This is a genomic window from Actinomadura logoneensis, assembly GCF_003428695.1.
Classification (GTDB): domain Bacteria; phylum Actinomycetota; class Actinomycetes; order Streptosporangiales; family Streptosporangiaceae; genus Spirillospora; species Spirillospora logoneensis.
This window is the reverse complement of the sequence record NZ_QURH01001045.1, coordinates 1-24,242: the sequence shown is the minus strand read 5'-3', so window position 1 is coordinate 24,242 and position 24,242 is coordinate 1. Positions and strand designations below refer to the sequence as shown.

24 protein-coding genes and 1 pseudogene are annotated in these 24,242 nt (G+C 73.0%); 9 read left to right on the top strand and 16 right to left on the bottom strand.

Going from position 1 to position 24,242, the window contains the following annotated elements; all coding sequences use genetic code 11:
- Positions 1 to 108: 108 nt before the first annotated feature.
- A complete protein-coding gene (locus DZF91_RS37495) occupies positions 109 to 1,170 on the top strand; it encodes a Gfo/Idh/MocA family oxidoreductase (protein ID WP_117361772.1) in 1,062 nt (353 codons plus the stop codon).
- Positions 1,171 to 1,302: 132 nt separating this feature from the next.
- Here DZF91_RS37495 and DZF91_RS40835 read toward each other — a convergent pair whose 3' ends face one another.
- Entirely contained in the window at positions 1,303 to 1,545 is a 243-nt protein-coding gene (locus tag DZF91_RS40835; protein ID WP_158588140.1) for an FtsX-like permease family protein, read from the bottom strand.
- 10 nt (positions 1,546 to 1,555) lie between these two features.
- Between DZF91_RS40835 and DZF91_RS40830 the strand changes: the two genes are divergently transcribed.
- The gene (locus DZF91_RS40830; protein ID WP_158588139.1) at positions 1,556 to 2,011 is read left to right on the top strand and encodes a sensor histidine kinase; all 456 of its coding nucleotides are present in this window, start codon (positions 1,556 to 1,558) and stop codon (positions 2,009 to 2,011) included.
- Positions 2,012 to 2,052: 41 nt separating this feature from the next.
- Positions 2,053 to 2,493 (top strand): annotated as a pseudogene (locus DZF91_RS37480) (LuxR C-terminal-related transcriptional regulator); the annotation flags it as partial.
- 18 nt (positions 2,494 to 2,511) lie between these two features.
- Here DZF91_RS37480 and DZF91_RS37475 read toward each other — a convergent pair.
- Positions 2,512 to 2,904, bottom strand: coding sequence for a VOC family protein (locus tag DZF91_RS37475; RefSeq protein ID WP_199487164.1), 393 nt, complete (start codon positions 2,902 to 2,904; stop codon positions 2,512 to 2,514).
- 60 nt (positions 2,905 to 2,964) lie between these two features.
- On the opposite strand from DZF91_RS37475, the gene DZF91_RS37470 reads away from it, so the two are divergent.
- Complete coding sequence (locus tag DZF91_RS37470) at positions 2,965 to 3,312, top strand: cyclic-phosphate processing receiver domain-containing protein (RefSeq protein WP_117361767.1); 348 nt, start codon at positions 2,965 to 2,967, stop codon at positions 3,310 to 3,312.
- 377 nt (positions 3,313 to 3,689) lie between these two features.
- On the opposite strand, the gene DZF91_RS37465 is transcribed toward DZF91_RS37470, so the two are convergent.
- The 9 genes from DZF91_RS37465 to DZF91_RS37430 all read right to left on the bottom strand — a co-directional run bounded on the left by DZF91_RS37465 (position 3,690) and on the right by DZF91_RS37430 (position 13,463).
- Entirely contained in the window at positions 3,690 to 4,148 is a 459-nt protein-coding gene (locus tag DZF91_RS37465) for a GNAT family N-acetyltransferase (protein WP_117361766.1), read from the bottom strand.
- An 8-nt stretch (positions 4,149 to 4,156) separates the two neighbouring features.
- Positions 4,157 to 5,125 (bottom strand): coiled-coil domain-containing protein, encoded by a 969-nt coding sequence (locus DZF91_RS37460; RefSeq protein WP_117361765.1) that lies wholly within the window; start codon positions 5,123 to 5,125, stop codon positions 4,157 to 4,159.
- A 313-nt stretch (positions 5,126 to 5,438) separates the two neighbouring features.
- A complete protein-coding gene (locus DZF91_RS37455) occupies positions 5,439 to 6,488 on the bottom strand; it encodes a peptidoglycan DD-metalloendopeptidase family protein (RefSeq protein ID WP_147341564.1) in 1,050 nt (349 codons plus the stop codon).
- Positions 6,489 to 7,056: 568 nt separating this feature from the next.
- Positions 7,057 to 7,437 (bottom strand): response regulator, encoded by a 381-nt coding sequence (locus DZF91_RS37450; RefSeq protein ID WP_199487165.1) that lies wholly within the window; start codon positions 7,435 to 7,437, stop codon positions 7,057 to 7,059.
- A gap of 62 nt (positions 7,438 to 7,499) precedes the next feature.
- Positions 7,500 to 9,674, bottom strand: a complete 2,175-nt coding sequence (locus DZF91_RS37445) for an ATP-binding protein (protein WP_199487163.1) — start codon at positions 9,672 to 9,674, stop codon at positions 7,500 to 7,502.
- A complete protein-coding gene (locus DZF91_RS37440; RefSeq protein WP_235834845.1) occupies positions 9,671 to 10,840 on the bottom strand; it encodes a PP2C family protein-serine/threonine phosphatase in 1,170 nt (389 codons plus the stop codon). Before DZF91_RS37440 ends, DZF91_RS37445 begins: the two co-directional genes overlap by 4 nt.
- A gap of 470 nt (positions 10,841 to 11,310) precedes the next feature.
- Positions 11,311 to 11,472, bottom strand: coding sequence for a hypothetical protein (locus tag DZF91_RS40825; protein ID WP_158588138.1), 162 nt, complete (start codon positions 11,470 to 11,472; stop codon positions 11,311 to 11,313).
- A 177-nt stretch (positions 11,473 to 11,649) separates the two neighbouring features.
- Positions 11,650 to 12,906: an MFS transporter gene (locus tag DZF91_RS37435; protein ID WP_117361761.1), complete on the bottom strand. Its 1,257-nt coding sequence runs from the start codon at positions 12,904 to 12,906 to the stop codon at positions 11,650 to 11,652.
- Positions 12,903 to 13,463, bottom strand: a complete 561-nt coding sequence (locus tag DZF91_RS37430; protein WP_117361760.1) for a winged helix-turn-helix domain-containing protein — start codon at positions 13,461 to 13,463, stop codon at positions 12,903 to 12,905. Before DZF91_RS37430 ends, DZF91_RS37435 begins: the two co-directional genes overlap by 4 nt.
- Before the next feature lie 28 nt (positions 13,464 to 13,491).
- On the opposite strand from DZF91_RS37430, the gene DZF91_RS37425 reads away from it, so the two are divergent.
- The gene (locus DZF91_RS37425) at positions 13,492 to 13,707 is read left to right on the top strand and encodes a trypsin-like serine protease (RefSeq protein ID WP_268916007.1); all 216 of its coding nucleotides are present in this window, start codon (positions 13,492 to 13,494) and stop codon (positions 13,705 to 13,707) included.
- 89 nt (positions 13,708 to 13,796) lie between these two features.
- On the opposite strand, the gene DZF91_RS37420 is transcribed toward DZF91_RS37425, so the two are convergent.
- Together DZF91_RS37420 and DZF91_RS37415 are read right to left on the bottom strand one after the other, a co-directional pair.
- Complete coding sequence (locus DZF91_RS37420) at positions 13,797 to 14,180, bottom strand: VOC family protein (RefSeq protein WP_117361758.1); 384 nt, start codon at positions 14,178 to 14,180, stop codon at positions 13,797 to 13,799.
- Positions 14,181 to 14,248: 68 nt separating this feature from the next.
- The gene (locus tag DZF91_RS37415) at positions 14,249 to 15,706 is read right to left on the bottom strand and encodes an MFS transporter (RefSeq protein ID WP_199487161.1); all 1,458 of its coding nucleotides are present in this window, start codon (positions 15,704 to 15,706) and stop codon (positions 14,249 to 14,251) included.
- A 186-nt stretch (positions 15,707 to 15,892) separates the two neighbouring features.
- Here DZF91_RS37415 and DZF91_RS37410 point away from each other — a divergent pair, with 186 nt between their 5' ends.
- From DZF91_RS37410 to DZF91_RS37400, 3 genes are all read left to right on the top strand, one after another.
- Positions 15,893 to 16,243 (top strand): ArsR/SmtB family transcription factor, encoded by a 351-nt coding sequence (locus DZF91_RS37410; RefSeq protein WP_117361757.1) that lies wholly within the window; start codon positions 15,893 to 15,895, stop codon positions 16,241 to 16,243.
- 252 nt (positions 16,244 to 16,495) lie between these two features.
- Positions 16,496 to 17,284: an SRPBCC family protein gene (locus DZF91_RS37405; protein ID WP_117361756.1), complete on the top strand. Its 789-nt coding sequence runs from the start codon at positions 16,496 to 16,498 to the stop codon at positions 17,282 to 17,284.
- Between the two features lie 37 nt (positions 17,285 to 17,321).
- Positions 17,322 to 18,341 (top strand): SRPBCC family protein, encoded by a 1,020-nt coding sequence (locus DZF91_RS37400; protein ID WP_117361755.1) that lies wholly within the window; start codon positions 17,322 to 17,324, stop codon positions 18,339 to 18,341.
- 166 nt (positions 18,342 to 18,507) lie between these two features.
- Here DZF91_RS37400 and DZF91_RS37395 read toward each other — a convergent pair whose 3' ends face one another.
- Both DZF91_RS37395 and DZF91_RS37390 read right to left on the bottom strand, forming a co-directional pair.
- Positions 18,508 to 20,901: a transketolase-like TK C-terminal-containing protein gene (locus DZF91_RS37395; RefSeq protein WP_117361754.1), complete on the bottom strand. Its 2,394-nt coding sequence runs from the start codon at positions 20,899 to 20,901 to the stop codon at positions 18,508 to 18,510.
- A 37-nt stretch (positions 20,902 to 20,938) separates the two neighbouring features.
- The gene (locus tag DZF91_RS37390) at positions 20,939 to 22,195 is read right to left on the bottom strand and encodes a trans-sulfuration enzyme family protein (RefSeq protein WP_117361753.1); all 1,257 of its coding nucleotides are present in this window, start codon (positions 22,193 to 22,195) and stop codon (positions 20,939 to 20,941) included.
- Between the two features lie 100 nt (positions 22,196 to 22,295).
- On the opposite strand from DZF91_RS37390, the gene DZF91_RS37385 reads away from it, so the two are divergent.
- Complete coding sequence (locus tag DZF91_RS37385; protein WP_117361752.1) at positions 22,296 to 22,796, top strand: Lrp/AsnC family transcriptional regulator; 501 nt, start codon at positions 22,296 to 22,298, stop codon at positions 22,794 to 22,796.
- 43 nt (positions 22,797 to 22,839) lie between these two features.
- Here the strand turns inward: DZF91_RS37385 and DZF91_RS37380 are convergent.
- Positions 22,840 to 24,242, bottom strand: a 1,403-nt coding sequence (locus tag DZF91_RS37380) for a CoA-acylating methylmalonate-semialdehyde dehydrogenase (protein ID WP_117361751.1), incomplete at its 5' end; no start/stop codon positions are given.

Here is a 24,242-nt window from a genome sequence, read left to right as displayed (position 1 = left end):
GCGGGCGCGGCGGGACGCCCGGTGCGGGGGCGGCCGGGGCCCGACCGACCGGACACGGTGCGTGACCCCGGCTTTGACCTGCGAGAAGTCATCCGGGATGATCGGATCATGTCCCTACGTGTGGCCCTGATCGGATACGGCACGGGGGGCGGGGTGTTCCACGCCCCGCTGATCTCCTCGGTGCCCGGCCTGGAGCTGTCGGCCGTCGTCACCGGGAACCCCGAGCGGCAGGCGGCGGTCCGCGCCCGCTACCCCGGCACCCGGGTGCTGGACCACACGGACCGGGTGTGGGAGACCAACGGCTCGTTCGACCTGGTCGTGGTGACCGCGCCGAACCGGCAGCACGTCCCGCTCGCCCGGACGGCGCTGACCACCGGCCTGCCGGTGGTGCTGGACAAGCCGGTCGCCGCGTCCGCCGCCGACGCCCGGTCGCTGGCCGCGCTCGCCGCGGTCCGCGGGCTGCCGGTGATCCCCTTCCACAACCGGCGCTGGGACGGCGACTTCCGGACCGTCCGGCGGCTGGTCGTGGCGGGCGCGCTCGGGGACGTGCAGCGGTTCGAGTCGCGGTTCGAGCGGTGGCGTCCGCAGGTGAAGCCGGGCTGGAAGGAGAGCTCGGACCCGCGGGACGCCGGCGGCATCCTGTACGACCTCGGCTCGCACCTCATCGACCAGGCCATCGCGCTGTTCGGACGCCCGGAGAAGGTGTACGCCGAACTCGACACCCGGCGTCCGGGCGCCGAGAGCGTGGACGACGCGTTCGTGGCGCTCACGCACCCCGGCGGCGTCCGCTCCCACCTGTGGATGAGCGCGACCGCAGCGCAGCTCGGCCCGCGTTTCCGCGTCCTGGGCGACCGCGCCGCCTACACCGTCCACGGCATGGACGGCCAGGAGGACGCCCTCCGCGAGGGCCGCACCCCGAAGGACGCGGGGTGGGGGGAGGCCCCGCCGGAGACGTACGGCCTGCTCGGCACCCCGGACAAGACCGTCCGCGAGCCCACCGACCCCGGCGCCTACCAGGACTTCTACGTCGGCGTCGAGCGCGCGCTCCGCGGGCAGGCCCCGCCCCCGGTCGCCCTCCGGGACGCCATCGCGGGCCTCGACGTCATCGAGGCCGCCCTCCGTTCCGCGGCCGAAGGCGAGATCGTCGAACCCCACGCCCCGGGCCGCTGACCCGCCCCCGTCCTGGCTGGACGGGAAGCCTCGAGGCGGGCGTCACGCGGCTCCGGGCGACGCATGCCGCTTACGCGGCTCAGGCGGTTCCGGCGGCTCAGTCGGTTCGGCGGTTCAGGCGGTTCAGGCGGCTCAGTCGGTCGCGATGGCGTCCAGGACGTTCAGCCGGGACGCCCGCACGGCCGGGACCAGCGCGGCCGCCAGACCCGCGAGCCCGACCACGGCGACGATCTCCGCGATGGTCGTCCACGGGATCGCCAGGACCTTCTCCGGGCCGCGCTGGAGCGCCGCACCCCAGGCCAGGCCGAGCAGCAGTCCCTCGGCCGTGCCCACGAACGCGATCAGGACCGATTCGAGGGCGACCAGCCGCGCCACGCTCCACGAGATGCGCGTCCTGCTCGGCGTCCTGCGGGAGGAGGCCCCGCCCGCGCGGGACGCCGGTTTCGAGTCGACGCCGGGACTGGCCGACCTGGACGCCCTGGCGGACCGGACGGCACAGGCCGGACTGCGGGTGGACCTGCGCGTCCAGGGCGAGCCGCGCCGCCTGCCGCGCGGTGTCGACCTCGCGGGGTACCGCATCGTCCAGGAGGCGCTGACGAACGTGGTCAAGCACGCCGCGACGGACTCCGCGCACGCGCGCGTCATCTACGGGACGGACGAGGTGGAGGTCGAGGTGACCGATGACGGCCGCGGATCCCCCGGAGCGCCCCCGGCGGCCGGGCACGGACTCGTCGGCATGCGTGAACGGGCGGCGCTGTATGGAGGCGAGTTCGCGGCGGGGCCGTTGCCGGTGGGCGGCTTCCGGGTGCGGGCGCGGCTCCCGACCAGTGAGCTGCCGTGACGCTGCGGGTGGTGGTGTGCGACGACCAGGTGCTGGTGAGGGCCGGATTCCGGGTCCTGATCCTCACGACGTTCGACCTGGACCGCTACGTGTTCGCGGCCCTTCGGGCCGCGGCGAGCGGCTTCCTGCTCAAGGACACCCCGCCGAACGACCTGCTGACGGCGGTCAGGATCGTCGCCGCGGGCGACGCCCTCCTCTCACCCCGCGTGACCCGGCGCCTGGTGGCGGAGTTCGCCAGGCGTCCGGCAGTGGCGGTGGAGGCCGCCGAACGGCTCGCGGACCTCACCGCCCGCGAACGCGAGGTGCTGTTCCTGGTCGCACGCGGCCTGTCCAACACCGAGATCGCCGCCGAACTGTACGTGTCGGTCGCGACGGTGAAGGCGCACATGGGGAAACTCCTGATGAAGCTCGCGGCCCGCGACCGCGCGCAACTGGTCATCGCCGCCTACGAAGCGGGCCTCATGACCGGCCACCCCCGTTGAGCCGTCTGCCCCGCATGGTCAGTCGTCGGCCTCAATGGCGAAGGTATTGCCGTCCGGGTCCTGGAACCACGCGATACGTCCACCGCCGGCCCGCGCCGTGATGCCCTTGCCGTCGTGTTCGAACTGTTCGTACCGCACGAACTCGACGCCGGACGACGTGAGTTCGTCGACGATCCGGTCGATGTCGTCGACGTACCAGGTCGCCAGCGTCGCCGGCGTCTTCCCGGCCGTGACCGACTGGTACACGTTCAGCGCCGGCCCGCCACCGGACCCGTAGACCCGACTGCCGTCCACGACATGGGCACTGGGCCCGGACCGCAACGGCCGCAGTCCCAATTTGCCCTCATAGAACGCGACCGCTTCCCGAATATCGGAAACGGCCACCGAAGTCCTGACCTGATACGCGCTCAAAGGCATGAAGCATGCTCCCATAGGCCGACCGCCCGAAGCTCGAACTGCGATGATGGCAAGGTGAACACGGACGCGGCCCCCGTTGCCCCGGTGATTCTCGGCATCGATGACCTCCGTCCGCTCCCCCGAGCGACACGGATCGCCCGCACCAGCCACGAGGGCATCCGGCTTCTCCGAGAACACCGGGAAGTCTTCATCGACGAGCTCTGGCTCGACCACGACCTCGGCGGAGACGACAGCATCATGCCCGTGGTGACCGTCCTGGAAGAGGCCGCCTTCAACGGCCATCCCTTCCAGATCGGCATGATCTTCGTCCACAGCGCGAACCCCAGCGGCGCAGAGACCGTCGTACGCGTCCTCCAACGCTGGAACTACCAGGTCCGCCGAACAACCGCCGAGAGCCCCTGAGAGCCACCAAAACCCGCTGGCCTCCTCGGACGGGCACAAGGGCGTGCAGCCACTCCCAACCTGCACTTCCGCGATCCCCGCTCTCATAGGAGCGATGAGGACGCACCGCGAGATGGCGATGGGCAACACCAGCAGGTTGCGAACCCTCGTAGGAACCTTGAGGACGCGGCGGTGAGCTCGGCGGCGAGCTCGATGCCCAGCCATCCTCATCGCCTCTACGAGGGTTCGCAACCTGACCGCGCGGGCGGATCCCGGCGCCGGGCTGCGGGTCCTCATCGCCCCTGCGAGGGTTTGCAGCGATTGGCCTGTGCGGCCTTGGCCGGGTTGCTCAGGCCTCGGCGCCTGTGTGGGGTTCGCGCGCAGGTGGTGTGGGGCGGTTAGGTGTGGCGTTCTAGGTGGGTGATGTTCAGGTCGCCGGTTACCGTTTGGACGGCGACTGGCTTGAAGCCTCGGGCCTGGTAGAGGGTGAGGGCCGGGTGGTTGGCGGTGGCGGTGGAGACGAGGGTTCGCGCGGTGGGGGTCTCGGCTTCCAGGGCGTCGAGTAGGGCGGTGGCCAGACCGCGTCTGTGCGCGGACGGGTGGACGACCAGTCGGCAGATATCGACCGTTCCGTCGTCGAGGACGGTCCAGGAGATCGCGCCGAGTAGCTTGCCCTCGTCTTTGGCGCCGAGGAAGTCCTCGCCGCATTCTCGCAGGTCAGCCGGAGATTCGTGGAGTGCCGGGATGCCGTGGAAGCCGATCAGTTCGGCTTCCACGGTGTACGCGGCGCGCTGGATCTCCCACAGTTCGGCCAGCACCGCCGGGTCGTCGAGGTCGAGGCGGAGGACGTCGGGCACCCGGCGGCCTACAGGACCGAGACGTGGACGTGGTCGAAGTGGTTCTGGGTGATGCTGCCCCGGTCCTCCATGGCCTTCCAGCCGCCACCGCCGCGCATGTCGTAGATGCGCTGCTTCCAGATGACGTACTTGATGCCCAGGCGTGAGGCGTTGGAGATGACGTACTGGGCGACCTGGTCGCCGTGCGCCTGCGCGGAGGCGCTGGGCATCTGCCCGTTCGCGTTCTCCATGAAGTCGCAGGCGGTGCCGGAGCCGTGGTCCTGCGGGTCGCCCGGCCGGGCGCAGCCGATCGCGGGGAACGGGCCGAACTTGGAGTCGATCTCCTGCATGACCGCGCGCATCCGGGGCGTCATGGTGTTGCCCATGATGGGCGACTTGGTGCCGCCGCCCGCGCCGTCCGGCTTGCCGGAGGAGACGGGCTTCTCCGGCTTGTACTTGGCGAGCAGCTTGCGCACCCGGGCGCGCTGGCTCTCCAGGTCGTCGATCTCCTTGCGGACCTTGGCGAGCTTGGTCCTGGCGTCCTCGCGGGCCCGGTTGGCCTGGTCGGTCAGCGTCCGCAGGTTGTCCAGCTTCCGCCCGTTGTTGCGCGCCAGGTGCTCGACGACCGCCGCGTCGTGGACGGCCTGGTCGGTGTCGGCGGAGGTGACCATCGGCACGGTGTCCAGCTGCCCGGACATGTAGGACGAGGCGGCGAGCCGTCCGACCGCTCCGCGCGCGACCTCGTACTGGCGCGCGAGCCGGTCGGCGTCCGTCTTGGCCTTCTGCGCCGCCTTCTTCGCCTCGTCCAGGGAGACCAGCTCGCCCCGGTACTCCTTGGCGAGCGCGTCGGAGCGCTTCTTCAGCTTGGCGAGCTCGGCCTTGTCGTCCTTGGGGGCGGCCGCCGCCGTGCCCGGCGCCGGCACCGCGAACGCCGTCAGCGCCAGCGCCAGCCCGACACCGAGAATCCGTCCGCGCCGAGAGACGGCCTCACGGTTCACCACGCCGTCCTCCCGCCCTGGCCGAAGATTGGCGGCACGCTACCACAACACCCCATGAGACCCCGCAGACCGCAAACATCACCATTCGATCACCGCACGCTACCCAACTCCCGGCACGCCCCCAAACCGGAGAGCCCGGTTGAGATGTCCCCGACCGGCCTCCCATCACCCCTCTGAGCAGGCAAATCCTTGGCGGGGCGGCTCGTCGCGGCATGACCGGAGGCCGGGAGCGTGACACAGTGTTACCACCTGCGCGGCGTCCGCGGGTTCCACTTGCCTCGCGCCGCGCCCGCGTCGTGGGACGGCGCAGAGGTCAGCAGGCGGGCTTGATGGGGCCGTTGACGCCCGTGTAGAGGAAGGCGTCGGGCATCCAGGTGCCGTCGGACAGACGGTCCCAGAGGGTCGTGGTGCCCCATCGGCCGGTGTGGGACGTGCCGGTGCCGGTGCAGCTCACGGTGACCGTGCCGCCGTCGGCGGCGGTCCCCGCCGACGCGTAGCCGTCGCCGGGGCCGGTGCGCCTGGTCACCGACGAGCCGCCGTTCGCGTCGACGATGCCCTGGTCGAGCGCGAGCTTGCCGTAGTTGTGCATGCAGGTCGCGCCGCCGTCGCCGTTCGCCGTGCACCGGGCCGAGCCGTGCAGCGCGTACCCCTCGTACGCCGTGGCGCCGCTGCGGATCACCCAGCCGCCGAAGGCGTGCCCGGCGATCGCGATCTTCGTGCGGTCGCTCGGCGGGTTCGGACTGGTGCCGTAGGTGCCGAGGGAGAAGTGGACGTGCCGGCTGCTGGCCTCGCCGCCGCAGCTGGTGTCGGTGCCGGTGTTGCCCAGGAACGCGCCCTCGTCCACATGCTGCCCGTTGAAGGCGGGGTTGCCGACCAGGTGGTAGTAGTCGGTCGCGAGGCGCGGTCCGCCGCTGTACAGCGGCGCGTGGTACACCCTGACCCAGCCCTTCCCGCTGGAGCAGATGGTGTACGCGGTGCCCGCCGCAGCGGCGAGGACCCGCTGGTCGCCGCCCTTGAGGTCGATCGCGGTGTACGGGGTGTCCGTGCCCGCGAAGCCGTGCGGGCCGCCGCGCAGGATCCAGTCCTGGCCGAGCGCGAACGGCAGTCGCATCCCGGTGCGGTAGTCCGAGGCGGCCGTGAGCTGGTTCCCGGACGCCAGGCCCACCGCGGACGTTCCGAACGTGCGCCGCTCGGCCGCCGACATCATCGGTGCCGTATCAGCCAGGACGCCGAAGTCGGCGTCACTGTCCAGCGCGACTCGCCACACGCCGTGCTTCTGCCGGGCCAGGAACAGGTGCCCTTCCGGGTACGCGCCCTCGACGCGCGGGGCCTGGACCACGGCCGTTCCGCTGCCGCCTGACATCGACGGCGGCGTCACCGCGGCCGGCGGCGGCGAGCTCCGGCCTGACTTGGCGCACGGTTCCCAGCAGTCGCGCGGTCACCGCGTCGTCCAGCGACACCGCCCTCGGCGCGGACGGGCCGCCCGCACTCGCGAGGGCGGACGCGGGGGCCAGTGCCGCGGCGAGGACCACGGCTCCGCACAGGACGGACGCGCGACGCCAACGAGGGTTCCGGCTCATCGAGCCACTCCTTCGGTAGGACCGCGGTGGCTGCGGGAGCGCCTGACTCCGGCCACTGCGGACGCGGGAACCCCGATGGACCGTCGCCGAAGAGCGCGAAGCCGGTCGTCGCCGTCGCCAAGGCCGTCCCGGTCCCGCCGGGCGAGTCGTTACCGGCCATCGTCATGAGACTCCAGGGACGTGAGAGCAACGGCCGACTCAGCATCCGGCCGCTCCCCCGCCCGGTCAAGGCCCAGAGCGGGACCGGCCGTCCTCACGTCCGGGAGCCTCGCGCCGCCGCGGGTGGTCCTACCCGCGCGTCGTCGCACGTCCGGTCGGCGGCATGGTCACCGCCGGCGGCGCGGCCTCGCGTCAGTGGTGGGTCGGCAGGCGGACGACGGTGACGAAGAAGTCGTCGATCTGGCGGATGGCCGCGATGAACTGGTCGAAGTCCACGGGCTTGGTCACGTAGGCGTTGGCGTGCAGCTTGTAGCTGCGCAGGATGTCCTCCTCGGCGGAGGAGGTGGTCAGCACGACGACGGGGATCGCCGCGAGCTCGGGATCGGACTTGATCTCCTGCAGGACCTCGCGGCCGTCGCGCTTGGGCAGGTTGAGGTCCAGCAGGACCAGGTCGGGGCGGGGCGCCTCGGTGTGGTCGCCGCGCCGGTAGAGGAAGTCCAGGGCCTCGGCGCCGTCGCGGACGACGTGCAGGGTGTTGCCGACCTTGTTGTACTCGAAGGCCTCGCGGGTCATCAGCTCGTCGCCCGGGTCGTCTTCGACCAGCAGGACGGTGATGGGCTGGGCGGCGGAGGTGGTCACGAACTGGCTCCCTGCGGGTCGGAGGGTGGAGGTGTGTCGCCGGACGGTCCGGCCGCGGGTGGCGCGGTTCCGGCGGACGAGGCGGAACCGTCCCGCCGCTCACCGTCCCCGTCCTGCTGCTCGGTGCCGGTCTGCTCTGTGTCGGCTTGCTCGCCGTCGGCCTTGTCGGTCTCGGACTGCCCGGCGTCGGCCTGCCCGGTCTCGGACTGCCCGGCGTCGGCCTGCCCGGTCTCGGCCTGCCCGGTCTCGGACTGCCCGGTCTCGGACTGCCCGGTCTCGGACTGCCCGGTCTCGGACTGCTCGGCGTCCGGCTGGTCGCTGTCGGCCTGCTCGCCGTCCGGCTGCCCGGCTTCGGCCCGCTCGGCGTCCGGGTCGCCGTCCTCGGCCGCGGCGGACGGCTCGGGCTCGGGCTCGGGTTCCTCGAGGGCCGGGAGGGTGAAGTGGAACCTGGCGCCGGGGCCGTACTCGGGGTCGAGCCAGATCCGGCCGCCGTGGAACTCCACGATCTTCTTGCACAGGGCGAGGCCGATGCCGGTGCCCGTGTAGGCGTCCCGGCCGTGCAGCCGCTGGAAGATGACGAAGATCTTGTCCTGGTACTCGGCGGGGATGCCGATCCCGTTGTCGGTGACGGTCAGGTGCCAGTGGTCGCCCTCCCGCTCGCAGCCGACGCTCACCGCCGGGGCGCGGTCGGGAGAGCGGAACTTCACGGCGTTGCCGACGAGGTTCTGCCACAGCATCGCCAGCAGCGTGGGGTCGCCGTCGACGCGGGGCAGGTCGTCCGGCGCCTCGACACGCGCGCCGGACGACTCGATGGCCTCGTCGAGGTTGCCCAGCGCCCGCTCCAGCGCGTCCCCCAGCATCAGCTCCTGGCGCTGCTGGTTCAGGCGTCCGACGCGCGAGAACGTGAGCAGGTCGTTGATGAGCACCTGCATGCGCTTGGCGCCGTCCACGGCGAAGCCGATGTACTGGCGGGCGCGGTCGTCGAGCTGGTCGGCGTAGCGGCGTTCCAGCATCTGGGTGAACGAGGCGACCTTGCGCAACGGTTCCTGCAGGTCGTGGCTGGCGACGTAGGCGAACTGCTCCAGTTCGGCGTTGGAGCGCCGCAGTTCCATCGTCTGGGCGTCCAGCTCGGCGGTCTGCTGCCGCAGCGACCGCTCGCTCTCGGTGGCCAGGTCGAGCGCCTGCTTGATGCGGCCGCGCATCGCCTCGACGGCGAGGGCGACGTCGCGGACGTCGGCGGGTCCGCTCGCGCCGATGACGTGGTTGAAGTCACCGTCGGCGACGCGCCGGGACGCCGTCCGCAGCGTCCGCAGCGGCCGGTCCACCGCGAAGTGCAGCAGGACCGCCAGCAGCATGACGGTGACCAGCAGCACCGCGAACAGCGTCACCAGGGTCCAGTTCCGCAGGACGCGGGTGTGCCGCAGCTCGGCCCGGCCGTCGGCGCGGGCCTGCGCCAGGTCGCGGTTCTGGGCGTCCCAGGTGGCGCGCACGGCGTCGAAGGCGGGCTTCCCGTGGGCGGCGATGGCGGACGCCTTCGACCCCGGACCGTCCTTGGTGACCTGGGCGATCACCACGGTGCCGTAGTCGCGGCGCCAGGCGGCGACCGCCTGCTGGCCGGCCGTCAGGTCGGCGCGCAGCCGCGGTTCGCGGGCCAGCAGCTGCCGGAGCCGCGCGGCCGCCTCCTGCTCGGCGGCGAGCCCGTCGGTGTAGGGCTGCAGGAACCGCTGGTCGCCGGACAGGGCGTAGCCCCGGACACCGGTCTCCTGGTTGAGCATCGCCACCTGGAGGCGGCTCGCCGCGACCTCGGCCGGGGCGATGGTGTCCACCAGCCGGTCGGAGGCCCGGGCCGTCCGGTCGAGCTGGTCGTTCACCACGAACGCGCCCGTGAGGGTCAGCACGCCGACGAGCACTCCGGCGAGCACGAACCAGGAGCGGACGGTCAGTCCGCCCCAGCCAGAGCCGCCCCGGCCCGACTCGCCGGGCCCCGAACCGCCGTGCGGGCCGGACGTCCCCGCGGCGGTCACGTCCCCGCCCTCGGACGCCCGGGCATCGGGCTCCACCGAAGGCGGCTCCGCCTCGGTCGCCGTGAGGATCTCCGCCCGGGCGGGCGCCGGAACGGTCCGGGGCTCGTCCACCGCGGAGGTCTCCAGCGGGTGGGACCGGTTGCTCATCGGGTGTTCCATCCCAGGTGGAGGACGGCCACGTCGTCGTCGAGGCCGCCGTGTCGGAGGGACGCCGCCTCGACGTCGGTGATCACCGAGTCGACGAAGTCGTCGGGGGCGCGGTGCCGGTGCCGGCGGGCGACGTCGAGCAGCCCGGTCACGTCCAGCCGGGCGCCGTCGTCGTCGATCTGGCCTTCGAACAGGCCGTCGGTGAACAGCACGAGCGCGTGCCCCGGCGGGAGCGGGACCTGCTGCTCGCGCCATCCGTCCAGGCCTGGGGCCATGCCGACGCCGAGGGCGCCGGGCGGCTCCATCAGCCGGACCTCGCCGGGGGCGTGCAGCAGGAAGCCCGGGTGCCCGGCGCGCACCACGCGCGCCACCGGCTCGTCCGGGGACAGCGTGACCGTGGTGAGGGTGACGAACATCTCGTCGTGCCCCTGCTCCCCGATCATCAGCTCTTCCAGCAGTTCGACCAGCTGCGGGCCCCGCATCCCGGCGAGGACGAACGCCCGCCACGCCACGCGCAGGCTCACGCCCAGCGCCGCGGACGCCGGACCGTGCCCGGCCACGTCGCCGATCACCGCGTGCACCAGTCCGTCGGCGGTCTCGACCACGTCGTAGAAGTCGCCGCCCAGCAGCGAGTGCGCCCGGCCCGGCCGGTAGCGGGCGACCACTCCCAGCCGGGGGTTGGTCACGCGGGGCACGGGGAGCAGGCCGCGTTCCAGGCGCGCGTTCTCCGCCGCCCGCATCTGCTCGGCCTGCAGCGCGGCGACCGCCTGCTGCACCTGGCGCCGCTGGACGGCGTACCGGACGGCCCGTCCGAGCCGGTCGGGCTCGAGCTGCGCCTTGGCCAGGTAGTCCTGCGCGCCGGCGGCGACCGCGGCCATCCCGGCCTGCGACTCCGACAGTCCGGTGAGGACGACCACCGCGGCGCCGGGAGCCCACTGCAGGACCTGGTCCAGCACCTTGAGGCCCTGCTCCGCGCCGAGGTGCAGGTCGAGCAGGACGCAGTCGGGGACCGGCCCGGTGGTCAGCCGGGCGCCGGCCTCGGCGAGCGTCCGCACCCAGCGCAGCGACACCTCGAGGCCAGTGTCCTCCAGCGTGTCCTCGACCAGGAGCGCGTCACCCGGGTCGTCCTCGACCAGGAGCACGTCCAGCCGGCCCAGCCTGGCCACGGTCCCCTCGGCGGCGTCGCCTGGCGGACGTGGCGGTCCGGGTTGGGTCGGCAGCCTAGAGCCGGTCAGCTCAGCCCGATCCGACACCGAAGCCCCTCTCATCCGTCCAGTGCCCTTCGGCGTCCCGTCAGTTACCGCAGCGCAGATGATAGTTGCCCGGTGACGAACATGCGCCTCTGACCACCGAATGACCCCGACCTGGGGTTTTACGCGGGCCAGCGCCGACAGATGATCATAATGGGTGCCCGAGCCTCCCACGGTACCGACTCGGCATCAGTTGTTCCGCCATGTCCGTCCGGCGCCTGACCAGCAGGTCGACCGGCGGCATTCTCGTGGCGTCAGGGCACCGCCTCCTGCGGGAGATCGATTCGGACGTGCCCGCCCGCCCCCGGCGGGAGGACCGAAGGGGCCAGGGCGTGCCCCGCGATGTACACGTGCCCCGGGAATGTGAGCCGCCTCCTACCGTGGCCTCAGTGGCGCCCGCCCTTACGGCTGTGCCGCCGGACCATCACGACCCGCGCCGCCACCAGCACCGCCCCGATCACGATGAGGCCGATCACGATCAGGACCACGTGGCCGGCCTTGAAGTAGTAGGCCAGTCCACTGTTCACGGCATCCAGAAGAAACGGCATCTTCCCCTCCCTCAAGAGTGACTACCCTGCGGCAACCACCCCCACCCCGCCCCGAAGTTCATGCGCCCTTGAACCCCGCTTTTCTCTGCCGATGACCAGAACCCCGCAGGTGGCGGGGCTGTTCTGGACGCGGCCGGGTGGGATGTCGGGGGGACGCCGGCGCCGGCCGCGTCCCGGTCACGCGTCGCCCGTGGCCGGCAGGTCCCGGCCGCGCCTGAGCGGTCCGACGAGGAGGAGCAGCGGGGAGGCGGCCATGGTGACGGCCATGACCCACAGGGTCGGGCGGATGCCGACCGCCTCGCCGAGCACACCGCCCAGCAGGCCGCCCAGCGGGATGGTGCCGAAGTTCAGGAACATCATGCTGACGCTGACGCGTCCCAGCAGCTCGCGGGGCGTGTAGAGCTGCCGGAAGCTGCCGCGGATGACGTTGCTGACCACGGTCCCGACGCCGATCATCAGGCCGCCGACGACCAGGAACGCCAGCCGCGGCCCGGGCTCGGTCAGCGGGATGGCCAGCGCGAACGGGACGGTCCCGAACAGCGCGACCAGCAGTCCGCGGGCGCTGCCGAACCGCTCGGTGACGCGCGTCGCGACCGCGGCCCCGATCACGCCGCCGACGCTGATCCCCATCATCAGCAGGCCGACCACGCCCTCCCGCACGCCCAGATCGCGGATCAGGAACACCACCAGGACGGCCTGGTAGGCGATGAACGCCAGGTTGAACACGGCCCCGAACAGCGCGAAGACCCGCAAGTAGGGGTCGCCGGTCACGAACCGCAGGCCGGTCAGTATGTCGCGGCCCAGGGACGTCCGCTCGCGGGGCGCGACCGGTTCCTCCTCGCCGCGGATGCCGAGCAGGCACAGCGTGGAGACGGCGAAGGACGCCGCGTCGGCGACCAGGCCGCCGAGCACGCCCAGCGCCTGGGTGATGCCCCCGGCCAGGCCCGGGCCCGCGACCTGCGCGAACGACTCCGAACCCTGCATCCGGGCGTTGCCCGCGGCGAGGTCCTCCCGGTCGAGCAGGGACGGGAGGTAGACCTGGTAGGCGGTCTGGAAGAACACCCCGGCGACGCCCGTGAGCAGCGCGGTCGCCGCGAGCTGCCAGAAGGTGAGGACGCCCAGCCACGCGGAGACCGGCAGGCTGAGCAGCAGCGCCGTCGAGGCCAGGTTGCAGGTGACCATCAGGGGGCGGCGCGGCATCCGGTCCACCCAGGCCCCGGCGGGCAGGCCGACCAGCAGCCACGGCAGCCAGGTGGCGGCGGTGAGCAGGCCGACCTGGAAGGTGCTCGCGTGCAGCACGCTGACCGCGGCCAGCGGGATCGCGACGCCGCTGACGCCGCTGCCGATCTTGCTGGTGGTCTCGCCGATCCAGAACAGCCGGAAGTCGCGGCCCGTCCGGCGCGGGCGCGGCGGCGCGGTGAGGGTGACGGTCATGGCGTGGCCGGCATTCCGTAGGCGAAGGCGAGGACGGCCCGGCGCTCGCGCCCGTCGTCCGGGACCTCGCGGGTGCCCCACTTCAGCAGGACGGCGATCAGCTCCTGGCCCATCTCCTCCAGCTCCTCGGGGGTGAGCCGGAGCCAGCGGTCGGCGACGAACGCGGCGTCCACCCATTCGGCCGGCTGCTCCTCCAGCAGCCACTCGCGGGCGGCGGCGGTGTGGCGGTCCAGCAGCATCGACTGCACCGTCTGGGCCACCAGCGCCGCGGCCGGGTCGGAGGCGTGGTCGCTCTGCTTCCAGGACAGGTTCGGCGAGGCGCGCCGCCACCAGCGCTCGCGCCGGTCGCGGGCGAGTTCGGGCGCCTCCTCGATGATCCCGGCCGCGCCGAGCACGCGCAGGTGGTGGCTGACGTTGCCGACGCCCTGGCCGGTGCGCTCGGCGAGCGTGCTGGCGGTCGCCGGGCCGTACGCGCGCAGGATGTCGGTCAGCCGCCTGCGCAGCGGATGGGCGAGCGCCGACAGCCGCTCGGAGTCCTTGATCCGGTCTTCGGTCATGGCGGGATCATGACATGCACAAGAGATATTGTACAAGGCCTCTTGTGCATCTGGAGGGCCGCGTTCGCTCGTGCGCGGTCCCTGCGGGGGCGACTCCGGTTCGCCGCTGCTGACCCGCGTGGGCGACCACTGGCAGGTCGAGGGCGTGGACAGCCGCGGTGTGAGCGACATCTGCGGCGGCGGCCCGGACATCTACACCGGCACCGGGTCCCACTACGCCTGGATCAGGAGCGTCGTCGGCTGACACCCGCGACGCGGTCGGCATCCGCGGCGCGGAAAGGCGGGCAGGGTCGGGCATGGAGTCATGCCCGACCCGGCCCGACACGCGGGTGGTCAGCGGTCGCCGTCCAGGTAGTCGGCCCTGCCCTGGTCGTCGATCTCGAACGAGCCCTTGGGGATGACGCAGAACTCGTTGCCCTCCGGATCGGCCATCACCAGGAACCCGCCAGGGTCGTACTCGGGCAGCCGCCGGCCGCCCAGCGCCTCGATCCGCGCCTGCTCGGCCGCCGGGTCGTCCGACTCGACGTCCAGGTGCAGCCGGTTCTTGCCGGGCTTCTCCCCGTCGGTCCGTTGGAAGCCCACACCCAGGCCGTTCCTGCGTTCGAGCCACACGTACGGCCCGACGCGGCCCACCACCGGACGGTCGAGGAGCCCGCTCCAGAAGGCCGCCAGCCGCTCGGGGTCGGCGGCGTCCACGATCACGCAGTTGATCTCCATGCCCACCAGCGTGCCCGGTGCCGTCCGTCCCAGTCGGCCCGGCGGGGGCCGGTGTGAGGCCGGACGGCTCACCCGGCGACGAGCTGTTCGGGGTCGGCGTCCTCCGCGACGGACGGGGCGGCGACGTCGGCGCGGCGGAGAGCCAGCGTGACCAGCAGGCCCACGACCATCCCGGCCGCGGTCAGCAGGACCACGACGGCCTCGCCGTCCGCGGTGGCGGAGCGGAGCGCCGCGCCCGCCTTGCCCTCGGTGCCGATGTCGGCGAGCGCGGTGAACACGGCCAGGCCGATCGCGTTGCCGATGTTGAGGGCGGTGGAGGCGATGCCGTTCGCGACGCCCTGCTCGTGGGCGGCGGTGCCGGTCGCGGCGGCGATCCACATCGCCGTCCAGACGATGCCCTGGCCGACGCCGGAGACGATGAGGCCGGGCACCAGCAGGCCGTACCCGGCGTCGGCGTCGAAGCCCAGCGCCATGAGCGCGGTGCCGACGACTCCGATCGCGAACCCGGCCACGAGGGTCGCGCGCAGTCCGAGGCGTCCGGTCAGCCGCTCGCCGAGTTGCGTGCCGGTGGCGATCGCCAGGGACGGAACGAGGAAGGCCAGCCCGGTCTGCAGGGCGCTGTAGCCGTGCACGCTCTGCATGAGCACGGTGAGGAAGTAGGGCAGCACGCCGAACGTCGCCATGTAGATGAACGTGACGCCCATGCCGATGGTCAGGCTGCGGTTGCGGAACAGCCGGAACGGCATGAGCGGGTCGGCGCTGCGCCGCTCGATGGCCGCGAACGCCGCCAGCAGGACGGCGGCCAGGACGAACGCGCCGACCACGAGCGGGTCTGCCCAGCCCTGCTCCGGCCCTTCGACGAGCGCGAACACCAGGAGCGTCGAGCCGCCGGTGACGGTCAGCGAGCCGGGCAGGTCGAAGCGCCGCCGCGGCCCCCGGGCCGGGTCCGGCGGGATCACCGCCGCCGCGGCCAGCGCCACGAGCGCCGCGAGCGGCACGTTGACGTAGAAGACGGCGGGCCAGCCGAAGTTCTCGGTGAGGACGCCGCCCAGCAGCGCACCGAGGGTCAGGCCGCTGGCGCCGGCGCCTCCCCAGACCGCCAGGGCCCGGTTCCGCTGCGGTCCCTCGGCGAACAGCGTGTTGATCAGGGACAGGGTGGACGGCAGCAGCAGCGCGCCGCCGACGCCCTGCACCGCCCGCGCCACGATGATCGCGGCGGGGTCGGGCGCGAGGCCGCCCGCCAGCGACGACGCGGCGTACAGGCTGAGGGCGAGGATGAAGACCCGGCGGCGGCCCAGCAGGTCGGCGGCGCGCCCGCCGAACAGCAGGAAGCCGCCCGCGAACACGACGTAGGCGCTCACCACCAGCTGCTGGGTCTGCCCGGGGAAGCCCAGGTCGGCGCCGATGTCGGGGAGGGCGACGAAGACGATGTTGAGGTCGAGCGCGTAGACGAGCTGCGCCAGCGCGAGCAGGGCCAGGATCCAGCCCGGCCGCCGCACGGCGGCCTGCCTCGGAACTGCGGACATGCCAGAGGCCACCCTTTCGGGAGTGGAGGGTAGGGGCGGCCGTGCGGCCGCCCGTCGAAGTACGACTGTACGAATACTTACGTACATTCGTACGAACTGGCAAGCGCGGACGGTCCGGTTCGCTTCGGTACGGTCCAGTCTGCTCTGGTCCGGACGATCGTCCGACTGTCGCGGTACGGTGGGATCATGAGGTACCGCCACCCGGACCGCGACCAGATCCGCGTCGACGGGGTGCTGTCGGCGCTCGGGCACCCGGTGCGGCTCGCCGCCGTCCGCGTGCTGGACGGCGGCGGCGAGCACAACTGCGGCAGCGTGCTGGCCGAGCTCGGCATCACGGCCAAGTCGACGATGACGCACCACTGGCGCGTGCTGCGCGACAGCGGCGTGATCATCCAGGAGCCGTCCGGCCGGGAGAACCTGCTGACGCTGCGCCGCGCCGATCTGGACGCCCGCTACCCCGGACTGCTGGACGCCGTCCTCGCCGGCGCCCGCACCGACGAGGACGGCGACCGCTCCCCCGGCGCCTCCCCCTCCTGACGCCCCGTCCCGCGAAAATCCCGCTCGGCGCTTTCGTCCCGTGAGAGTTGCGCCACTCCTCTGAAAGAACGCAGGCCCCACGCGTTCTCCGGTGATCGTTCGAGAGCGCCGGTTGTCAGGCGGTCACCACGCCCTCGCCTCCCGGAACGGCCGTGCCGCCGCGCTCCCGACCTCGCCTGCGCCCTGTTTTGCACCGCCTTTTACGGGTAACCCGCCGCCGACTCCCCCAATGGACGGCGAGGTGACGAGGACATGAAATTCCGGACGGGACTGGCCGTCGGCGCGGGCGGCTCGCTGGCCGCGTACGCCGTCGGCGCCACCGTCCGCCGGATCGCGGACCGGGTCGTCGCCCGGTACCGGGCGAAGCTGGAGCGTGCCGTCCGTCGGCTGGGCGCCAAGGCCGAGCACGGCGGCCCGGCGGTCAAGGCCGCCCTCGCGGCGGCGCGCGTCCTCCACGACGGCGGGTCCCCCGCGCGGGCGCTGCTCAGCGCGGGCTGGACGGCGCTGAAGGAGACGCTCAAGCGGATCTTCGGCGGCGGCCGGCGCGGGAAGCCGGCCAACATCGTCGAGCAGATCGACATCGGCGCGCCCTGCCGGCTGGTCTACGACCAGTGGACCCGGTTCGAGGACTTCCCCTCCTTCATGAAGAAGGTGGTGAGCGTCGCCCAGGAGTCCGACGAGAAGCTGAACTGGAAGGCCAAGGTCTTCTGGTCCACCCGGAGCTGGCGGTCGACGATCGTCGAGCAGGTCCCGGACCGGCACATCGTCTGGCGGTCCGAGGCCGCCAAGGGCAAGGTGGACGGCGCGGTCAGCTTCCACGAGGTGACCCCGGACCTGACCCGCGTCCTGCTCGTCCTGGAGTACCGCCCCGGCGGACTGTTCGAACGGACCGGCAACCTCTGGCGCGCCCAGGGCCGCCGCGTCCGGCTGGAGCTGAAGCACTTCCGGCGACACGTCATGACCCACGCGCTCACGGCCCCCGACGAGGTCGAGGGCTGGCGCGGCGAGATCCATGACAGCGAGGTCGTCCGAGCCTCGTGACCGAACCTCAGAACCGACAAGTGCGGAGGGACGCACCATGAGAAGCGGAACGAAGGCGGGCCCCGTGCCCGTCGGCAAGATCGCGAAACGACTGCCGATCGGCGGCCGCAAGCGCAGCGGGCTGGGCGGCGTCGTCCAGAAGCTGCCGAGCGGCGTGCCCGGCGGCAAGGCCCTCGGCGCGACCGGCGGCGTCCTGCTCGGGACCGGCGCCGTGGTCGCGGCGGGACGCGCGCTCAATCGCCGCAACGGCGGCGGCGACGGGTCCGGCGAGACCGGCGGCTCGGCCGAGAAGAGCAACGCCGCGTCCGGCGGCGGCGAGAGCGGCAAGAACTCCTCCGGCGGCTCCGGCGAGGACTCGCAGGGTCTGACGGGCGGACTGAAGGACGCCGTGGGCGGTGTCCTGAAGAAGGGCGGCGGCAAGGGCGGCGGTGGCAAGAAGGTCAAGGTCACCAACATCGTCGAGCACATCGACATCGGTGCGCCGCGCCGCCTGGTCTACGACCAGTTCACACAGTTCCAGGAGTTCCCGGCCTTCATGAAGAAGGTCATCAGCGTCGACCAGGCGGACGACGAGAAGCTGAACTGGCAGGCGAAGATCTTCTGGTCCAAGCGGTCCTGGGAGGCGACGATCGTCGAGCAGGTCCCCGACGACCACATCGTCTGGCGCTCCAAGGGCGCCAAGGGGCACGTCGACGGGACGATCAGCTTCCACGAGCTGGCGCCGAACCTGACCCGCGTCCTGGTGGTCCTGGAGTACCACCCGCAGGGGCTGTTCGAGCGCACCGGCAACATCTGGCGCGCGCAGGGCCGCCGCGTCCGGCTGGAGCTCAAGCACTTCCGCCGGCACGTGATGACCCAGTCGCTGACGCACAAGGACGACATCGAGGGCTGGCGCGGCGAGATCCGCGACAGCGAGGTCGTCAAGACGCACGAGGACGCGCTCAAGGAGGAGGGGTCCGGCGACGGCCGGAAGGCCAAGCAGGACTCGGGATCCAAGAACTCCCGCGGCTCGAGGGACGAGGCCAAGGCGAAGGAGCACCAGGGAGCCTCCCACTAGCCCGTCCGGCCTCCGCGCGAGGCCGCCGAGCCTCCGCGTGAGGCCGCCGAGCCCGCGCCAGGCCGAACCGCAGGCGGTCGGGTCACCCAGCAGGGTGACCCGACCGTTCTCGTGCGACCGGCCGCGTGTCGCTTACCCGGCCGGGACGCCGCCGAGCGCGGGCCCGCTAGCGGCCGGTGACACTGAGGGCGGCGTCCAGGATGGCGGCGGTGTCGATGCCGTGGATCGCGTAGGCGTCGCGCAGGTCGCTCGACTGGCCGAACTCCGTCACCCCGAGGCAGCGGATCCGGTCGCCGCGCGCGCCCGCGAGGAACGCCAGGGTGTGCGGGTGGCCGTCGAGGACGGTCACCAGCGGCGCGGCGCTCGCCGCGGGGAACAGCACGTCGATGGTGCCGCCGCCGTCGCCGCCGGTCAGCCGGCCGCGCGCCTGCATCGACCGGAAGACCAGGTCGGGGCTGGTGAGGCAGACGACGCCCGCCGTGATCCCCTGCTCGGCGAGCAGCTCGGCGGCCCGCACGACCTCGGGCATGATCGCGCCGACGCCGACCAGCGTGACCTGCTCGGCGCCGGGCGCGTGGTCGGTGATCCGGTAGCCGCCCGCGACGGCCTGCCGGCGGCGCCGTTCGAGCAGCGGCCCGTCCTCCGGCAGGCGCGCGAGGGACTGGTCGAGCGGCCGGGTGGTCAGCCGGAAGTAGGACGAGGTGCCGCCGGGCACGCCCACCTTCCGCATCGCCTCCAGCAGGCACCACTCCAGGTCCTGCGCGAACGCGGGCTCCCACGCCACGCAGCCGGGCTGCTCCAGCCCGATGGACGGGGTGGTGATCGACTGGTGCGCCCCGCCCTCGGGCGCCAGGGTCACCCCCGACGGCGTGCCGACGAGGATGGACTGCCCTCCCGAGTAGATGCCGTACGACCACGGCTCCAGCGCGCGGGAGACGAACGGGTCGTAGATCGTCCCGATCGGGATGAGCCGCTGCCCCCAGCGGCTCCAGGTCGCCCCCAGCTCACCCAGCAGGCTCACCAGGTTGACCTCGGCGATGCCCAGCTCGATGTGCCGGCCGTCGGCGGCCTCCGACCACTTCAGCAGCCGCTCGGGATCGTCGGCGAACCAGTCCCGGCGGTCGGTGGCCGACCAGACGCCCGTCTTGTTGATCCAGCCGCCGAGGTTGGTGGAGGACGCGACGTCCGGGCTGCACGTGACGACCCTGGCGGCGACCTCGGGGGCCTCGCGCGTGAGGTCGGCGAGCAGCCGGCCGAAGGTCGCCTGCGTCGAGACGGGCACCCGGTGCCGCCGCCCGAGCGCGTTCGGCACGCTCGCGGGCTCGGCGTGCGTCACGGGTTCGCGCCGCAGGCTCGCGCCCCGCCGCGCGCACAGCTCGGCCGCGGCTGAACCGGGCTCGAACAGACGCCACGGGTCGGCCAGGTCGGTCCCGCAGGCTCGCGCCAAAGCCTCCATCTGCGCCTCGGTCAACAGGGCCGAGTGGTTGTTCGGGTGGCCCTCGGTCGGCAGGCCGCGCCCCTTGACCGTGTAGGCGAACACGACGGTGGGACGGTCCTCGTCGACGGCGCGGTAGGTGTCCAGCAGCAGTTCGAGGTCGTGCCCGCCGAGGTCGCGGATCGCCGCCGCCAGCCGCTCGGCCGGCAGGCCGGCGAGCAGGTCGCGCAGCGCGGGGCCGGCCGAGTCCCCCGCGATCCGGTCCGGCAGTTCGCGGGCGTCCGCGCGCAGCAGCCGCTGGTACTCCTCGTTCGGCATCTCCTCCAGGCGGCGCCGCAGCTCCTCGCCGCCCGGCAGGGCGAACAGCTCGGCCGCCGCCCGGCCCCACTTCAGGACGACGACCTGCCAGCCGGCGGCCTCGAACATGCCGCGCAGCCGGTGGATCTGCACGTCCGGCACCACCCGGTCGAGCGACTGCCGGTTGAAGTCGACCACCCACAGCAGCTCGCCGAGCCCGGAGACCGCCGGGTCGGCCACGGCCTCCCAGATCGCGCCCTCGTCCAGCTCGGCGTCGCCGATCAGGCTGATGAACCGGCCGGCCGGAGGGGTCGCGTCGAACCGCGAGCGCAGGTAGCGGTGGGCGATCGCCGCCCACACCGGCGCGGTCGCGCCGATGCCCACCGAGCCGGTGGAGAAGTCGACGGTGTCGTGGTCCTTGAGCCGGCTGGGATAGCTCTGCAGGCCGCCCTTCGCGCGCAGCGTCGGCAGGTACTTCGCGTCCAGGTCGCCGAGCAGGTGGTTGACGGCGTGCAGCACCGGCGACGCGTGCGGCTTCACCGAGACGCGGTCGAGCGCGGTCAGCTCGTGGAACCACAGCGACACCATGATGTCGACCATCGAGGCCGACGACGCCTGGTGCCCGCCGACCTTGACGCCGGTGTCGTTGGGCCGTCCCCGGTTGGCCGCGTCGACGATCGACGTGGCGAGCCACAGGACGCGCCGGGAGATCTCGCGCAGGGTCGCGATGTCGTACGGCTGGGCGTCCCCGGCCGTCGGGCCGAGGGGTCGCCTGGGGCCCGAGGGTGCCGGAGCCGCAGCGGGCGCGGCTGGGTTGTCGTAGCGCATAGAGAGGATTCTCCAGCTTTTCTGGATTCCGGCGGTTCTAGGGGTGCGTCGCGCCCGCGTGGGCCGGGGCGGGACGGCGCGCGTCGAGGGCGCCGGGAACCCGGTCGGGCGTCCGGCCGGGGGCGTGCGCGAGGGCCTGCTCCAGGTCGGCGACCAGGTCCTCGGGGTCCTCCAGCCCGATGGAGAGCCGGACCAGGGCGGCGGACGGACGGGCCTCCGCGGCGACGGGCCGGTGCGTCAGCGACGCCGGGTGCTGGATCAGCGAGTCGACGCCGCCCAGGGACACCGCGTGGGTGAACAGGCGGACCCCAGACGTGAGGCTCCTGGCCTGCTCGATGCCGCCAGTGAGCTCGATCGAGAGCATCGCCCCCGGACCCCTCATCTGCCGGTGGAGGAGGTCCCGCGCGTCGCCCGCCGTCCCGGGGTGGTACACGCGGGAGACGTCCGGGTGGGTGCTCAGCCACGCGGCGACGCGCTGGGCGTTCGCCTGCTGCGCCCTGATCCGGATCGGGAGCGTCGCCAGCCCCCGGTGCACGAGGTAGGCGCCGAGCGGGTGGAGGAGGGCCCCGGTGATCGCGCGGACGCGGCGCAGCGCCGCCGCCCGCTCCCGGTCGCAGGCGATGACACCGGCGATGACGTCGCCGTGCCCGCCGAGGTACTTGGTCGCGCTGTGCAGGACCATCGAGGCGCCGAGATCGGCGGGGTTCTGCAGGACCGGGGTCGCGAACGTGTTGTCCACCAGGACGGGGACGCCTCCGGCCGCGGCCACCACCGCGCGGATGTCGACGAGGTCGAGCGTCGGGTTGGCGGGGGTCTCCAGCATGACCAGCGCCGTGTCCGGACGGACCGCCGCCGCGACGTCCTCGGCCGCGCAGAAGGTCACCTCCGTCCCGAGCATGCCGGACGCCAGGAGGTGGTCGGTCCCTCCGTAGAGGGGCCGGACCGCCACGATGTGCCGGTGGCCGCTCTCCCGCGTCGTCGCGAGGACCGCCGCGGTGACCGCCGCCATCCCCGAGGAGAACGCCACGGCCTCCTCGGTGTGCTCCATCCGCGCCAGCGCCGACTCGAACCGGGCCACGGTCGGGTTCCACAGCCGCGCGTAGACGGCCCCGCCCTCCGGGTGGGGCGCGCCGCCTCCGGCCATGGCCTCGTACGACAGGCCGCCCGCCTCGATGTCCGGCAGCGGGTTGGTCGAGGACAGGTCGATCGGGAGCGCGTGGACACCGAGGTCGGCGAGGTCCTCGCGACCGGCGTGGACGGCGAGGGAGTCGGGCTTCAGCCGAGGCGTGATCATGGCGCACAGGATGAGCGGATCCCCAGGGAAACTCAATGGTCGTTGCGGAAATGCCCGCCGTTCGCCAGGATCGGCGCAGATCCGACAAGGAGAGCCCCCGATGTCCGACCTGTCGTCGAAGAAACCGCAACCCGCCCCGGCGGCCCTCGACGGTACCGACCTGGCCATCCTCGCCGCGCTCGTGGACGACGGCCGCCTGACCAACGCCGCGCTCGCCGCCCGCGTGGGGGTCGCCGAGTCCACCTGCGCGTACCGGGTGCGCGCGCTGCGGCGGTCGGGCGTCATCGCGGGCGTCCACGCCCGGCTCGACCTCGGCGCGCTGGGGCACCCGATCCAGGCGATCGTCAAGGTCCGGCTGGGCAGCCACAACCGGGAGCACGTCCGCAGCCTCTACGACAAGCTGGTCGCGGTCCCGGGAGCGCTGACGGTCCTGCACGTGGGCGGCGACGACGACTTCCTCCTGCACGTCGCCGTCGAGAGCCCGCAGAAGCTCCGCGACCTCATCCTCGAGCACATCACCATCTACCCGGTCGTCCAGCGGACGGAGACCCAGCTGGTCTTCGAGGTGCGCGAAGGCCGCGGCGTGCTGAGACCCCGATGACGGCCGGCGTCCTCGCCGGGGAGCCCGTTCCCGGTCGCGGCGGTCAGGTCGCGGTGGGGAACGCCATCGCGGCGAGGGGCTCCCGGTCGGACGGCTCGGGCCAGCGGCTCGTCACCGCCTTCGCCCGGGTGTAGAACCGGATCCCCTCCGCGCCGTGGACATGGGTGTCGCCGAACAGCGAGTCCTTCCAGCCGCCGAAGGAGTAGAACGCCATGGGCACCGGGATCGGCACGTTCACGCCGACCATCCCGACCCGCACCTCGCGCTGGTACCGGCGGGCCGCCGCGCCCGACGCCGTGAAGACCGCCGTGCCGTTGCCGTACGGGACGGCGTTGACCAGCGCGATCGCCTCGTCCAGGGTGTCGACCCGCAGCACGACCAGGACCGGGCCGAAGATCTCCTCCCGGTGCGCGGCCATCTCCGGCGTCACCCGGTCGAGCAGGCACGGGCCGAGGAAGTGGCCGGGGCCGGGCAGCCCGCGCCCGTCCACCACCACGGCCGCGCCGTCGCGTTCGGCCCGCTCGACATGGCCGGTCACCCGGTCGAGGGCGTCCCGGCCGATCAGCGGCCCCATCTCGCTGCCGGCCTCGGCCCCGGGCCCGACCTTCACCGCGCGCGCCCGCTCCGCCAGCCGCGCCACCAGCGGGTCGGCGGCCTCGCCGACGGCGACCACGGCCGAGATCGCCATGCAGCGCTGCCCGGCCGAGCCGTAGGCGGCGGCGGTGATCTGGTCGGCGGCGTGGTCGAGATCGGCGTCCGGGAGCACGACGGCGTGGTTCTTGGCGCCGCCGAGCGCCTGCACCCGCTTGCCCGCCGCGCTCGCCGTCCGGTGGACGTGCCGCGCGACCGGCGTGGACCCGACGAACGACACGGCCGCCACGTCCGGATGGGTGAGCAGCGCGTCGGCGGTCTCGCGGTCGCCGTGGACGACGTTGAACACCCCGTCGGGAAGGCCCGCCTCGGCGTACAGCTCCGCGATCAGGTTCGACGCGGACGGGACGCGCTCGCTCGGCTTCAGCACGAAGGCGTTGCCGCAGGCGATCGCGATCGGGTGCATCCACAGCGGCACCATGACGGGGAAGTTGAACGGCACGATCCCCGCGCACACTCCCAGCGGCTGCCGGAAGGCGAAGGCGTCCACGCCGGAGGAGACCTGGTCGGAGTAGTCGCCCTGGAGCTCGCGCGGGACGCCGCAGGCGAACTCGACCACCTCCCGGCCGCGGACGATCTCGCCGCGCGCGTCGTCCAGGACCTTGCCGTGCTCGGCGGTGACCAGCCGGGCGAGCTCGTCGGTGTGCCGCTCCAGCAGGTCGCGGAACGCGAACATCACCCGTGCCCGGCGGGTCACCGACACCTCCGCCCACGCCGCGGCGGCGCGGGCGGCGGCCGAGACGGCGGCGTCCACCTCGGCGCGGCGGCCGAGCGCGACCTCCCCGACGGGGCGGC